Origin of the sequence: Aeromonas sp. sif2433 (assembly GCF_019218705.1) — a bacterium.
Taxonomy (GTDB): domain Bacteria; phylum Pseudomonadota; class Gammaproteobacteria; order Enterobacterales; family Aeromonadaceae; genus Aeromonas; species Aeromonas encheleia.
Map to the genome: position 1 here is coordinate 100,499 of NZ_JAHUXD010000005.1, position 13,314 is coordinate 113,812.

The following is a 13,314-nucleotide window of genomic DNA, read 5'->3' on the forward strand; positions in this document are numbered from 1 at the left end:
GACTCAGGCCAGCTCGGCGCGCAGCGCCCTGGTGGCATCGACCATGACTTTCAGCGCCGCCTCCGTCTCTTCCCAGCCGCGGGTCTTGAGGCCACAGTCCGGGTTGACCCAGAGCCGGTCGGCCGGGATCTGTCTGGCCGCCTTGCGGATCAAGTCTTCGATCCAGCCCTGGCTCGGCACGTTCGGTGAGTGGATGTCGTAGACACCCGGCCCGATCTCGTTGGGGTAGTTGAAGCGCTCGAACGCCTCGAGCAGCTGCATCTGGCTGCGGCTGGTCTCTATGGTGATCACGTCCGCATCCAGCGCCGCCACCGCCTCTATGATGAGGTTGAAGTCGCTGTAACACATGTGGGTGTGGATCTGGGTGCTGTCCACCACCGGGCTGGCGCTCAGGCGGAAGGCGCGCACCGCCCAGTCGAGATAAGCCTGATGATCCTGCTTGCGCAGGGGCAGCCCCTCGCGGATCGCCGGCTCGTCGATCTGGATGATCTTGATGCCGGCGGCTTCGAGATCCGCCACCTCGTCGCGAATGGCCAGCCCAATCTGCAGGGCGGACTGCTCGCGGCTCACGTCTTCCCGCGGGAAGGACCAGCAGAGGATGGTCACTGGCCCGGTCAGCATGCCCTTGACCGGTTTGTCGGTCAGGCTCTGGGCGTACTGGGTCCATGCCAGCGTCATGGGGGTCGGGCGGTCGATGTCACGGGTGATCACCGGCGGCTTGACGCAGCGCGAGCCATAGCTCTGCACCCAGCCGAAGCGGGTGATGGCAAAGCCGTCCAGCAGCTCGCCGAAATACTCCACCATGTCGTTGCGCTCGGCCTCGCCGTGCACCAGCACGTCCAACCCTATGGCTTCCTGGCGCAGGATGGCATCCTTGATCTGGGCCTGGATGCCCGCCTCGTAGGCCTGGTCGTCGATGCGACCGGCCCGCCAATCCTGGCGCAGCACCCGGATCTCCGAGGTCTGCGGGAAGGAGCCTATGGTGGTGGTGGGCAGCAGCGGCAGCTTGAGATCCGCTCGCTGAGCCTCGGCCCGCTGCGGATAGGCGCTCAGGCGGTCGAAGTCGCTGTTGGTGAGGCTGGCCAGGCGCGACCGCACCGCCTTCTTGTGCACCCTGTTGTCGGACTCCCGATCGACGATGGGTTGGCTGTAGGCATTGATCTTGTCCAGATCTCCCCCCTCGAGGAACTCCGCCAGCAGGCCCAGCTCGTAGCACTTCTGCAGGGCGAAGGCGAACCAGCTGCGGGTCTGGGCGTCCAGCTCATGCTCCAGGGTCAAGTCCACCGGGCTGTGCAGCAGGGAGCAGGAAGAGGCGACCCAGAGCCGCTCGCCGAGCTTGGCTTTCAATGCTTTGAGCGTCGGCGCCAGCTTGGCCAGGTTGGCACGCCAGACGTTGCGGCCGTTGATCACCCCGGCGGAGAGGACCCACTGGGCCGGCAGATGAGGAACCAGCGTCTCCAACTGCTCGGGGGCGGCCACCAGATCCAGGTGCAGGCCATCCACCTTCAGGCTGGTGATGATGTCGCGCTGATGGGCCACGGAGCCAAAGTAGGTGGTGAGCAGCAGCTTGCAGGGGCCGGCGAGGCGCTCATAGGCGTTGATATAGGCCAGACGCCACTCGTCCGGCAGATCCAGCGCCAGCGCCGGCTCGTCGATCTGCACCCACTCCACCCCCTGTGCGGCGAGCTTGGCCAGGATCTCCTGGTAGACGATGAGCAGGCGGTCGAGCAATTCCAGACGGGAGAAGCCACTCTCCTTCTCCTTGCCGAGCCACAGATAGGAGACAGGCCCCAGCAGCACGGCCTTGACCGGCAGCCCCAGCGCCTTGGCCTCGATCACCTCGTCAAACAGCTGGCTCCAGCCCAGCTTGAAGCGCTGATCCCGGCTGAACTCTGGCACCAGATAGTGATAGTTGGTGTTGAACCACTTGGTCATCTCGGCGGCGGCGGCGGTGGGGCCTGTGGGGGCGCGGCCACGGGCCACCCGGAACAGGGTATCGAGGTCGGTGTCGCCATGGCGATGACGCTCGGGGATGGCGTCCACCAGCAGGCTGGTGCCGAGCACCTGATCGTACCAGGCGAAATCCCCCACCGGCAGCAGGTTGACCCCGGCTTGCTGCTGTGCCTGCCAGTGGCGCTCACGCAGGCTCTTGCCGGTGGCGATGAGTTCCGCCTGGCTGGTTTCGCCACGCCAGTAGGATTCGAGGGCAAATTTCAGCTCGCGCTTGGCGCCGACACGGGGGAAGCCCAGGGTGTGTGCTCGGGTCATAGGTCCAATTCCTTATGCTCATTCATCTGATGGGAAACTGGATGATTTAGCCATCCAGATGTTTACACATCTAGAATGGCGAGATAAGGTGGCCCTGGCTATTGAATCCTCTTCAACTGGCCCTCAAGAAATCCTCAACTGACGCTCAAGCCCATCTTAGCCCGATAGAGAAGGGAACCTGCGACGGAGCTGAGAGAGGATCTGCAACCGCTGCAACAAGGAGTCATGCATGGCAGTGCCCGGTAATTCGACTATCGATATCAAACACTTGAAGACGATCACCGCGCTGGCCGAGCAGGGATCCCTGGCGGGCGCGGCGCTCAATCTCAACCTCACCCAGTCCGCTCTCTCCCACCAGCTGAAAGAGCTGGAGACCCGCCTCAACCTGGAGCTGTTCCTGCGCAAGAGCCGGCCGCTGGTGCTGACGGCGGCGGGCCAGCAGCTGCTGGGCCTGGCCCGTCAGGTACTGCCCGCCCTGGCGCAGACCGAGCGCCAGCTGCAGGCCCTGCACAGCGGCGATGCGGGCCGGCTGCACCTGGCGCTCGATTGCCACAGCTGCATCCAGTGGCTGCTGCCGCTGCTGCCCGATTTTCGCCGCCAGTGGCCCGGCGTGGCGCTGGAGGTGGAGTCGGTGCCCGGTTTCGATGCGATCAATGCCCTGCTCGGCGGCCAGCTCGACTTGCTGCTCACCTCGGACGTGCAGGCGCGCGGGGATCTGCACTTCGAGCCGCTGTTCGCCTTCGATCTCACCCTGGTGATGGCCCCCGATCACCCCCTCTGCCATCAGACGCAGATAGTGCCGACCGATCTGCGGCAGGAGGTGCTGTTGGTCTACCCGGTGGAGCGCAGCCGCATGGACGTGTTCAGCCGCTTCCTGCAGCCGGCCGGGGTGGAGCCCGCCCGCTGCAAGCCGGTGGACAACACCTCCGTCATGCTGCAGATGGCGGCCGCCGGGCTGGGGGTCGCCGCCCTGCCGCGCTGGGCCAGCGAGGAGTTCGTGCGTCAGGGGCTGCTGGAGGCCCGCCCGCTGGGCCAGGGGGTACGCCGCCACATGTATGGGGCCGTGCGCGCCGCCGACAAGGATCAGGCCTGCCTGCAGAGCCTGTTCGAGCGCATTCGCAGCAAGATGGGCGCCTGACTCAGGACATAAAGCAAAGGCCGCCCAAGGGCGGCCCTACCAACCGTTCAATCCTTTATTCCTGTGCGTGCGCCACCCCATCGCCACAGCGGGCCTGAGGATCCTGCTGCCTTGGGCAGTTGTCGCACAGGCTGCCGTCGCTGCGCTTGTGGTGCAGGCAGCAGCGCTGGCGCACATAGCCGGGAGCGGCGCTCGCCCCACCGGCCGGATCCGCCGCCAGGCGCCAACCCGCCAGATACTCGGCCGGCAGACCGCAGGCGGCCAGCCAGAGCGGCGCATGAGCCGCGACCTGTTCGCGGCTCACCTCGTCGAAGAAATCCGGCACCCGCACCAGGGCCGCCAGCAGATCGTCCGCCAAGAGCGGGCGCACGAAGCCGGGCCTCAGCCGCTGCCCGCTGGCCATCGCCTCGAACAGCGCCTGCCAATGACGGCGCAGCCGCCTGCCCGCCGCCTCGATCAGCACCTCCCGCTCGCCCCTGATCATGGGCAGGGCCGGCAGGCTGAAACCGGACACCAGCCCTGCGTTATAGCCCTGCCCCATCCGATCCAGGGCGGGCACGGCGCCGACCCGATAGACGGCGACCATGGCCAGATAGATGGACTGCCAGCAGAGCATGCCCCAGCTGCGGGTCAGCCAGTAGGCAGGGCCCGCCTCCGGGTGTGCCAGCCGCCAGTGATCGTGCAGCGCCAGCGTCACCGCGCCGGGGGCCATGTCGGCACCAGCCATCGCCAACAGCGGCATCTCCCCGGCCACCAGCCGCCCCTTGAGGGAGGGAATGAGCTGCTCGGCGGCGGCGAACAGGGCATCGTGCTCCGCCTGGTGACGGGCCTGCCGATGGGCGGTCAGACCACCGAACCCCGGCGGCGTGCTGCCAGAGGAGCCGCCACGCGCCGGCATCCCGTGATGAGAGGGCCCCGGCGTCTGGCCGGGGCGAAGGCTTAGAATACGTATTTGAGTCGAGCCTCCAGGTTACGCTCGGCGCCGAACCAGCAGTTGTTCTGGTCGTAGCAGGAGTAGTAGGTCTTGTTGAACAGGTTGCTGGCGCTGAGGGAGGCCCCTACCCCCTTCAGGCTCGCGTTGAGGGCGGCGAGATCATAGGAGGCGGACATGTCCATCAGCACATAATCCGGCACTGTGTCGGTGTTGGCGGCATCGAGCTGGGCCTCCCCCACGTAGCGCAGGCCGGCGCCGATGCGCATCCCCTGCAGGCTACCGCCCGCCTGGTAGTTGCTCCAGAGCGACGCCATCTGCTTGGGTACCCAGACCGGGGTCTTGCCCTGCAAGTCTGTGGTGTCGCGGGTGATCTCCATGTCCTGGCGGGTATAGCTCAGCGCCAGATCCAGGTTATTGGTGAGATCGGCCCGCCCCTCCAGCTCGATCCCCTTGGAGACGATCTCGCCGGTCTGCAGCTTGGGCCCGTAGATGTTGTCCGGATCCGTCACCAGGGCGTTCTCCTTGGTGATGTGGAAGGCGGCGACGGTGAAGGTCTTGCTCATGTCCTCGGAGAGGAACTTGAGCCCCCCCTCCCACTGCTGGCCGGTGGAGGGATCGAAGGCCTTGCCGCTCTTGTCCGCTCCCGGCACCGGCTCGAAGCTCTCGGCATAGCTGACGTAGGGCGAGAAGCCGTAATCGAGCTCGTAGAGGGCGCCGAGGCGGAAGGAGAGATTGTCCTGATCGATCCGGGCGAGGGACTGGCTGGCGGCGCCCTGGTAGAGGGTGTCGCTGTCGGTGTCCATCCGGTAGCTGTCATAGCGGGCGCCGCCGATGGCCACCAGCCGGTCCAGACGCACCTGATCCTGCAGATAGACGCCGGTCTGGGACTGGCGAATAGTCTTTTTATCCTGATAAGGGAAGCTCAGGGAGTCCGGCACTATCTGGTCGTGGTTCGGGTTGAAGATATCGATGGGGGGCGCCGAGTAGTCGAGCGTGTCCTGGTAGAGGATGTGCGCATCCAGATACTGGTAGTCGAGCCCGAGCAACAGGTTGTGCTGGGCCGCGCCGGTCTGCAGCTTGCCCGCCAGCTGGTTGTCGATGACGAAGCCCCTCGAGTCTTCATCCGTCAGGTAGGCGTTGCGGGCCAGGGTGCGGTTGTCCGCCGCCAGCGGCGCGTTGTAGGTGTTGCGCTGATAGGCGGAGGCGTCCATGTAGCGGGCGTTTTGCAGCACCTGCCAGTTGTCGCTGAAGTCGTGGCTCAGCTTGTAGCCGAGCAGGGTCACGTCCCGGTTGTACTCATTCCAGTTCTCGTCGCCGAGGAAGGTATCGCTGCCCAACTGCCCCAGGGGGTTGCTCTTGACCGAGCCGCTGGCCGGCACCGTGGTGTAGATGCCCGCCTCCGGGTCTTTCTGGTAGTAGAGGTTCAGGTTGAGCAGGGTACGCTCGCCGAGCTGCCAGTCCAGGGAGGGCGCAAACACGTAGCGCTCCTCTTCCGAGGTCACCGCCTGCCCCTCCTTCTGGCGGGCCAGCCCCACCACGCGGTAGGCCAGCTGCTCATTGATGGCACCGGTGCTGTCGAGGGTCAGCTCCTTGAGGGTGCCGGTCCCCGTGGCCAGGCTGACGCTGTGTTTGGCTTCCCGCTGCGGGCGCTTGGCGATCAGGTTGACCATGCCGCCGGGCGGCATGCTGCCGTACAGCACCGAGGTCGGCCCCTTGAACACCTCCAGCTGCTCTATGGCCACCGGATCTATCTGGGGTTGCAGGTTCCACTCGTTGTACTGCAGCAGCAGGCCGTCATAGAAGTTCTGGTAGTTGTCAAAGCCGCGGATGTTGAACAGATCCAGCCGGTTGACCGCCCCGCCGCGCAGCTCGGTGTTGACCCCCGGCACGTAGCGCAGCGCCTCGCTCACCGAGCTGACGCCCCGCTGCTCCAGGGTCTCGCTGTCCACCACCGAGATCGCCTGGGGCGTCTCGATGGGATCGAGCTGGGTCTTGGTCGCGGTGTTGCGATAGGTCTGACCCAGCACGATCAGGGTCTCGTCGACCGCACCCTCCTGGGACTCCAGGGGGGCGGCGGCCAGTGCTGAGCCTGCCAACAGGGCGGAAATGGTCGCGGCGACCACGGTCAATGGGGGGTGAACAAGTTGCATCTGATCCTCGACTGCCTACTGCATGTGAATAGTAACAAATCTCATTTGCATTTTATTGTTCTATTTTGCCCCTGAATTAACAATTTGGGGCATGTTGGCAGGCCAAGAGGGGAAAAATGGGCGAGAACAGCCTCAGTCGACAACATGTTGCGTCGACGAGAAAGGGCTATGAATTCAAATGGCTATCTTTTCTGAGGGCGGGCGTTTATTGGGTTTGTTATCAACATCTAGGCGGCTTCGTGCCTGTGCCCCGAGGGGATGGAGCTAATGGGGGTGCCAGGACTCAGCCCTGGCAGGGGGCGATGGGCAGCCAGTACTCCATGCGGGCATCGGCCTGCTGGCCATCGAAATGGGGGTCGTAGCGCTCCAGCTCGAAGCCATCCAGCCCCCGGTAACAGGAGGCGGGCAGCCAGTGCAGGATGAACCAGTTGAGGGTCTCCGCCAGCCGCGCTATGGGGCCCACGTGGCTGAGCACCGCATACTCCTGCGGCGGCACCGTCAGACGGGCCAGCCCCGCCGGCAGGGTCGTCCCCTCCTCGACCGCCACCCCCGCCCAGTAAGGCAGCGACGCCCCCGCCCCCGACACATCCACCACCCCGAGCCAGTCGCTGGCGGCGGGCAGACCGCCGGCCTCCCGCACGGCACGCCAGATGGCGGGCACCGTCTGCTGAAAATCGGGCTCGTCGGCGAACAGGCCGCGGATCTGCCCCTTGATCCCCTGCAGGGTGAAGCCAGGCCGGCTCTCGACCCGCACCTGTACCAGTCTGGGCATGCTCGCGAGCGGCATGGGTGCCCGCACCAGGGGAGTGCGCAGCCCCAGCCGCACGCCGCGCTTGCGGTAGGCCAGCGGCGAGCAGCCAAACTGCTGCTTGAAGGCGCGGCTGAAGCTCACCTCGGAGCCGAAGCCGTAGATCAGCGCCAGATCCAGCACCCGCTGCCGGCTCGAGAGCAGGGCCTCCGCCGCCAGGCTCAGCTTGAGCTCGCGCACATAGTGGGCCACCGTCAGCCCAGTCTCGTGCAGGAACACCCGCTGCAGCTGCCAGCGAGACCAGCAGCTCTGCTCGGCCAGCTGCTCCAGCGACAGCGGCTCATCCAGATGGGTGTGGATGTAGTCGAGCACCCGCTCGATGCGGGTGAAGTGGGAGCGGGCCAGGGGCACAGGGCCCGGCAAAACGGGGGGAGCGGATGTCATGATGGGCTCGGATCTCTGCCGGCACGGGCAGTGGCTGTCCAGGTGGGCCCATTAAACATGGCCGTGGTGCCGGCGGCAAGCCTTCTGCCGACACGGCCAGCCATGAAGGGGCTCTGCCGCCCCCCACGGACTTGGTCGTTCAGGGCGATAGCCATGTGCCCCGGCTGCACTGCTCTTGGCCATCCAGCGGACTCATAGCGGGCGGGATGAGGCGGTGCCCTGCCCCTCGGCGAAGTGGCTGCGCAGGGCATCGATCACCCGCCGCACCTTCTCCGGGATCTCCCGCTGGGGGGTGATGGCGTGGATCTCCATCGGCGCCACCCGGTAGCCGGGCAGCAGCTCCAGCAGGCGGCCAAGGGCCAGATCCTCGGCGATCTCCCCCTCCGGTTGCAGCGACACCCCCTGCCCCGCCAGGGTGAACTGGCGCAGCGGCAAGACGTTGTTGCACAGCACCCGTGGCTTGGGCTTGACCCTGTGCCCCTGCCCCTTCTCGTCGAACAGGGTCAGCCCCCCGCTCTGCATCTCCGCCGCCAGCCAGTCGTGCGCCAACAGATCGGCCGGGCTGCGCGGGCTGCCCTTGCGCGCCAGATAGGCGGGCGAGGCGCACAGCAGCATGCGGGTCTGCCCCAGTCTGCGCGCCACCAGGCTGGAGTCGGACAGGCTGCCGACCCGCAGCGCCACGTCGATGCGATCCTTGATGAGATCCCGCTTCTCGTCGTCGGCGATGATCTGGATGCAGAGGCCGGGATGGGCCTGCAACAGCGGCGACAGGGCCCGGGCCAGCGGCTGGCCCGCCATCCCCACCGGCGCAGTGATCCGCACCTCGCCGAGCAGGCTGTCGCGCACCTCCGAGAGCCGCAACTCGGTCTGGTTCAGGGTCTGTTGCAGCGACTGGCATCCCTGCCATACCACCTCCCCCGCCTCGGTCAGGTTGAGCCGGCGGGTGGAGCGGTGCAGCAGGCTGAGGCCGAGCAGGCTCTCCAGCTGGCTGATGTGCTGGCTGACGGCGGAGGGGGTCATGCCGAGGGCCTTGGCGGCCCCCGTCATGCTGCCCGCCTCCACCACGGCGGCGAAGATGGCGTAGCGTCTGAGCTGTTCCATTATTAAATCCAGCTTACAAGTGAATGCATTTTATGATGGATTATTAAATCATATCCGGGGGCGTAGGATGAGCTCATTCAACAGTGAAGGAGAATCCCCCATGAAAATTGCCCTGATCGGTGCCAGCGGTTTCGTCGGTACCGCCATCCTCAACGACGCCATCAACCGTGGCCACAGCGTCACCGCCATCGTCCGCGATCTCAGCAAGATCAAGCCCCACCCGCTGGTCACCGCCGTCGCCGTGGATGCCCAGGACCCGCAGGCACTGGCCGAGGTGCTCAAGGGGCACGACAGGGTGATCAGCGCCTACAACCCGGGCTGGGCCGCACCCGACATCTATGATCAGTACCTCAAGGGAGCCAAGGCCATCATAGCGGCGGCCGTGACCGCCCACAGCTGGCTGCTGGTGGTCGGCGGCGCCGGCAGCCTGGAAGTTGCCCCCGGGGTGCAACTGGTGGATACCCCGGACTTCCCGGCCGAGTGGAAGCAGGGCGCCCTGGCAGCCCGCGACGGTCTCACCGCCCTGCGCCGTGAAACCGCCCTCGACTGGCGTTTCGTCTCTCCGCCGGTGTTCCTCGAGCCCGGCGAGAAGCGCGGTGGCTATCGACTCGGGGACGATCGGGTGCTGTTCAACGGCGACCAGCCTGCCGGGATCACGGTGGGGGATCTGGCGGACGGGATCCTCGTCGAAGTGGAGAAGCCGGCCCACCTGCGCCAGCGCTTTACCCTGGGCTACTGATCCGGCCCATGATCAGGGGGGCCACGCCTCCCTGATCACCTTTATCTCACTTGCAGCTAAGCTACCCTCATCACGCCCCCGCCCGACCTTGCCCGCACACCGTCTTCCCTCCCCAGCACTGGGCATTCGCCAGCTTCGCACGGCAAACCAGAGTAAAATCCGCACAGGATTCGAATTCCATTTCGATTTTTGTATATAACTAATAATATTTTGTTGTTTCCGTCTTATAACCCAGAACCGTAGCATCACCTCAAGCCAATTGGCGCCATGCGGTGCCAGCCAGCCGGATACCGACATTTCGTCAGCGGGGCCAATACCCCGCCACTGGGACAGGAAGAGGTGCACATGGAACATTCATCACTGCCAATCATCGACTATGCCGCGCTCAAAGGCGCCCCCGAGGCTCGTCGCCAGATGCTGGCCAAGCTGGGCCAGGCGGCGCGGGAAGTCGGCTTCTTCTATCTGACCGGCCATGGTCTGAGCGAGGCGCAGCAGAAAGAGACCCTGGCGCTGGCGGCCCGCTTCTTCGCCCTGCCCGAGCAGGAGAAGCGCGCGGTGCAGATGGTGCACAGCCCCCATTTTCGCGGCTACAACCAGGTGGGCGCCGAGTTGACCCGGGCCCGGCCGGATCGGCGCGAGCAGTTCGATATCATGGGAGAGGCAGCGGCGCTCAATCCAGACGACATTAGCCAACCCTGGCAGCGGCTGATCGGCCCCAACCAGTGGCCCGCCGCCCTGCCCGGGATGAAGGACCAGTTGCTGGCCTGGCAGGCACGCTTGACCGACATCACCCTCAACCTGCTCTCGGCCTTCGCCGAGGTGCTGGAACAGCCGCAGGGGGTGTTCGATGCCAGCATAGCCGGCGGCCCCTATCAGCACATGAAGCTCATCCACTATCCGGGGCGCGAGGCCGGCGGCAGCGCCCAGGGGGTCGGTGCCCACAAGGATCCGGGCTACCTGACCCTGGTGATGCAGGACGACCACTCCGGGCTCGAAGTGGAGAGCGCCACGGGCTGGATCCCGGCGCCGCCCCTGCCGGGGGCCCTGGTGGTCAACATCGGCGAACTGCTGGAGCTTGCCTCGAACGGCTACCTCAAGGCGACCCTGCATAGAGTACAGAGCCCGCCGCCCGAGGTATCGCGCCTCTCCTGCGCCTTCTTCATGGCGGCCAGGCTCGATGCCACAGTGCCGCGGCTGAGCCTGTCGCCGGCGCTGGCGGCCCAGGCCGAGGGACCCGAAAGCGATCCCGCCAACCCGCTCTTCTATCAGGTGGGGGAGAACGTGCTCAAGGGGCGGCTGCGCTCCCACCCGGATGTGGCAGCGCGCCACTATGCTTCGGAGCAGACACCGAATACAGTGCGGCGGGAGCCCGAGCCGGCCTGACCCAGGGGAGCCTCCCTGCCATTCCATTCGACGGGGGATGCCACGGCGTCCCCCGGCAAACCTAAAACAAGCAGATCAGCCAGAGCCTGGCAACACGGAGTAAAGCGATGAAATTCAAGACCATGAGCGTGCACAGCGGCCAGCGGATCGATCCCCAGACCGGCGCCCTCACCACCCCGCTCTACCAGAGCAGCACCTTCAGCTACTTCAACGCCCAGGCGGGCAAGGAGCGGTTCGCCGGCCAGGCCCCCGGCTTCATCTACAGCCGCTTCGGCAACCCCACCACCGCCGAGCTGGAGCAAAAACTCGCGGCGCTGGAGGGGGCCGACGAGGCGCTGGTGCTGGCGAGCGGCATGGCGGCGGTGAGCGCCATCCTCTATGCCCTGGCAGACAGCGGCGATGAGGTGGCCTTCATAGGCCCGCTCTACGGCGGCACCGATGCCTTCCTCAAGCAGACCTTCAGCCGCGCCGGCATCAGGGTCACCGCCTACGACAGCGATCAGGATCTCTTGGCCAACATCAGCCCCGCCACCAAGGTGGTGCTGTTCGAAACGCTGACCAACCCCACCCTCAAGGTGGTGGATCCGCGGGTGGTGGTCGAGGCGGCCCGCAAGGTCGGCGCCATCAGCGTCTGTGACAACACCTTCCTCACCCCCTATCTGCTGCGCCCCCTGGAGCTTGGCATCGATGTCGTGATGCACAGCGGCACCAAGTACCTGGGCGGCCACGGCGACATCATCGCCGGGGTGGTAGCCGGCTCACACGCGCTGATGAAATCGATCCGCACCGTGGCGCTCAAGCACATCGGCTCCCCCATAGGACCGCAGGAGGCCTACCTGCTGCAACGGGGGGTCAAGACACTGCCGCTGCGCATGGATGCCCATCTGCACAACGCCCAGAGAGTCGCCGACTTCCTCGCCGCCCACCCGGCGGTGAAGAAGGTGATCTACCCGGGACTCGCCAGCCACCCGGGCCACGACGCCCTCGGCGCCTTCGCCAGCGGCTTCGGCGGCATGGTGAGCATAGAGCTGGAGGGGGGATTCAAACGCTGCGCCATCCTGCTCGACAACCTGCAGCTGTTCGTGCAGGCGGTGAGCCTCGGCGATCTCGAGAGCCTGGCCTGCCACCCGGCCAGCACCACCCACGCCGCCATGGACGAGGCGAGCCGGCTGGCGGCCGGGGTGAATGACAATCTCATCCGCTTCAGCATTGGGGTGGAGGATGCCGACGATCTGATCGCCGATCTGGCGGCGGCCCTGGCCATCAGTTGAGAGCCCCCTGCGAAGGGGATATGGATGATCGGAAACAATAAAGGGAAGGCCAGGCCTTCCCTTTTATCTTGCATCGCCCCTCGCGTGCACGGCGCCGGTGCCGATCAGGCGTCGTGGTAATCCTGACAGGCGCTCAGGGTGTTCTCCATCAGGCTGGCCACCGTCATGGGGCCCACCCCACCGGGTACCGGCGTGATGAAGGCGGCGTGGCTGCGCGCCGTCTCAAACTCCACATCCCCGACCAGGGAGCCGTCGGCCAGGCGGTTGATGCCCACGTCGATCACCAGGGCGCCCGGCTTGATCCACTCACCGGGAATGAAGTTCGGCTTGCCCACCGCCACCACCAGCAGATCGGCGCGGCGAACCTGGGTCTCCAGATCCTGGGTGAAGCGATGGCAGGTGGTGGTGGTGCAGCCCGCCAGCAGCAGCTCCAGGGTCATAGGGCGCCCCACTATATTGGACGCACCGACCACCACCGCATGCAGGCCGTGGGTCTTGACCCCGGTCGCCTCGATCAGGGTCATGATGCCCTTGGGGGTGCAGGGACGCAGCGCCGGGATGCGCTGTGCCAAGCGGCCCACGTTATAGGGGTGGAAGCCATCCACATCCTTGTCGGGACGAATGCGCTCCAGCACCTGAGTCGTGTCGCAATGGGCCGGCAGGGGCAATTGCACCAGGATCCCATCCACTTCTGCGTCCTCATTGAGCCGATCGATCAGGGCCAGCAACTCTGCCTGACTCGCGGTGGCACTCAAGTCATAGGAGCGGGAGACAAAGCCCACCTCTTCACAGGCGCGGCGCTTGCTGCCGACATAGACCTGAGAAGCTGGATCCATCCCGACCAGGATCACCGCCAACCCCGGCGCCCGCTTGCCCAACGCCAACCGCTGTTGGACCTTCGCAGCGACCTGACTGCGAATCGTTTGCGCAACCTGTTTTCCATCAATGATTTTGGCAGACATCGTTCTTCACTCACCATGTGTTCAACTGCCGCGTATTGTCGCATTTTTTTGGCACGGATGTTAGCGGCTCGCGCTGGGCGGGCAATAAGTAGGCATTTGAATTTACTGACGGAAAAAGTCGTTGACGCTGCGTTTGTCGCTTGGGTATGATGCCCGCCCGTTGCCCAGTAGCCTCG

General features: G+C 65.6%; 10 protein-coding genes. 4 read left to right on the plus strand and 6 right to left on the minus strand.

What is annotated here, in order from left to right; all coding sequences use genetic code 11:
* Positions 1-3: 3 nt before the first annotated feature.
* Entirely contained in the window at positions 4-2,268 is a 2,265-nt protein-coding gene (gene metE / locus KW825_RS09380; RefSeq protein ID WP_218329033.1) for a 5-methyltetrahydropteroyltriglutamate--homocysteine S-methyltransferase, read from the minus strand.
* A gap of 229 nt (positions 2,269-2,497) precedes the next feature.
* Between metE and KW825_RS09385 the strand changes: the two genes are divergently transcribed.
* The gene (locus KW825_RS09385; protein ID WP_218329034.1) at positions 2,498-3,406 is read left to right on the plus strand and encodes a LysR substrate-binding domain-containing protein; all 909 of its coding nucleotides are present in this window, start codon (positions 2,498-2,500) and stop codon (positions 3,404-3,406) included.
* A gap of 55 nt (positions 3,407-3,461) precedes the next feature.
* Here the strand turns inward: KW825_RS09385 and KW825_RS09390 are convergent, their stop codons facing one another.
* The 4 genes from KW825_RS09390 to KW825_RS09405 form a co-directional block, all read right to left on the minus strand.
* Positions 3,462-4,304, minus strand: coding sequence for a siderophore ferric iron reductase (locus KW825_RS09390; RefSeq protein WP_256353813.1), 843 nt, complete (start codon positions 4,302-4,304; stop codon positions 3,462-3,464).
* Between the two features lie 41 nt (positions 4,305-4,345).
* The gene (locus KW825_RS09395) at positions 4,346-6,490 is read right to left on the minus strand and encodes a TonB-dependent siderophore receptor (RefSeq protein WP_218329035.1); all 2,145 of its coding nucleotides are present in this window, start codon (positions 6,488-6,490) and stop codon (positions 4,346-4,348) included.
* Between the two features lie 283 nt (positions 6,491-6,773).
* Positions 6,774-7,682: a helix-turn-helix domain-containing protein gene (locus KW825_RS09400; RefSeq protein ID WP_218329036.1), complete on the minus strand. Its 909-nt coding sequence runs from the start codon at positions 7,680-7,682 to the stop codon at positions 6,774-6,776.
* Between the two features lie 192 nt (positions 7,683-7,874).
* Positions 7,875-8,783 (minus strand): LysR family transcriptional regulator, encoded by a 909-nt coding sequence (locus KW825_RS09405; protein WP_218329037.1) that lies wholly within the window; start codon positions 8,781-8,783, stop codon positions 7,875-7,877.
* A 100-nt stretch (positions 8,784-8,883) separates the two neighbouring features.
* On the opposite strand from KW825_RS09405, the gene KW825_RS09410 reads away from it, so the two are divergent.
* The 3 genes from KW825_RS09410 to KW825_RS09420 all read left to right on the plus strand — a co-directional run bounded on the left by KW825_RS09410 (position 8,884) and on the right by KW825_RS09420 (position 12,176).
* Positions 8,884-9,522, plus strand: a complete 639-nt coding sequence (locus tag KW825_RS09410) for an NAD(P)-dependent oxidoreductase (protein WP_218329038.1) — start codon at positions 8,884-8,886, stop codon at positions 9,520-9,522.
* Between the two features lie 345 nt (positions 9,523-9,867).
* A complete protein-coding gene (locus KW825_RS09415) occupies positions 9,868-10,905 on the plus strand; it encodes an isopenicillin N synthase family oxygenase (protein ID WP_218329039.1) in 1,038 nt (345 codons plus the stop codon).
* Between the two features lie 107 nt (positions 10,906-11,012).
* Positions 11,013-12,176 (plus strand): PLP-dependent aspartate aminotransferase family protein, encoded by a 1,164-nt coding sequence (locus KW825_RS09420; RefSeq protein WP_218329040.1) that lies wholly within the window; start codon positions 11,013-11,015, stop codon positions 12,174-12,176.
* A gap of 104 nt (positions 12,177-12,280) precedes the next feature.
* On the opposite strand, the gene folD is transcribed toward KW825_RS09420, so the two are convergent.
* Positions 12,281-13,138, minus strand: a complete 858-nt coding sequence (gene folD, locus KW825_RS09425; protein ID WP_042652335.1) for a bifunctional methylenetetrahydrofolate dehydrogenase/methenyltetrahydrofolate cyclohydrolase FolD — start codon at positions 13,136-13,138, stop codon at positions 12,281-12,283.
* Positions 13,139-13,314 lie beyond the last annotated feature (176 nt).

Coding starts and splice junctions, on each gene's coding strand:
- metE (WP_218329033.1), bottom strand. CDS start 2,268: ATGACCCGAGCACACACCCTGGGCTTCCCCCGTGTCGGCGCCAAGCGC.
- KW825_RS09385 (WP_218329034.1), top strand. CDS start 2,498: ATGGCAGTGCCCGGTAATTCGACTATCGATATCAAACACTTGAAGACG.
- KW825_RS09390 (WP_256353813.1), bottom strand. CDS start 4,304: ATGCCGGCGCGTGGCGGCTCCTCTGGCAGCACGCCGCCGGGGTTCGGT.
- KW825_RS09395 (WP_218329035.1), bottom strand. CDS start 6,490: ATGCAACTTGTTCACCCCCCATTGACCGTGGTCGCCGCGACCATTTCC.
- KW825_RS09400 (WP_218329036.1), bottom strand. CDS start 7,682: ATGACATCCGCTCCCCCCGTTTTGCCGGGCCCTGTGCCCCTGGCCCGC.
- KW825_RS09405 (WP_218329037.1), bottom strand. CDS start 8,783: ATGGAACAGCTCAGACGCTACGCCATCTTCGCCGCCGTGGTGGAGGCG.
- KW825_RS09410 (WP_218329038.1), top strand. CDS start 8,884: ATGAAAATTGCCCTGATCGGTGCCAGCGGTTTCGTCGGTACCGCCATC.
- KW825_RS09415 (WP_218329039.1), top strand. CDS start 9,868: ATGGAACATTCATCACTGCCAATCATCGACTATGCCGCGCTCAAAGGC.
- KW825_RS09420 (WP_218329040.1), top strand. CDS start 11,013: ATGAAATTCAAGACCATGAGCGTGCACAGCGGCCAGCGGATCGATCCC.
- folD (WP_042652335.1), bottom strand. CDS start 13,138: ATGTCTGCCAAAATCATTGATGGAAAACAGGTTGCGCAAACGATTCGC.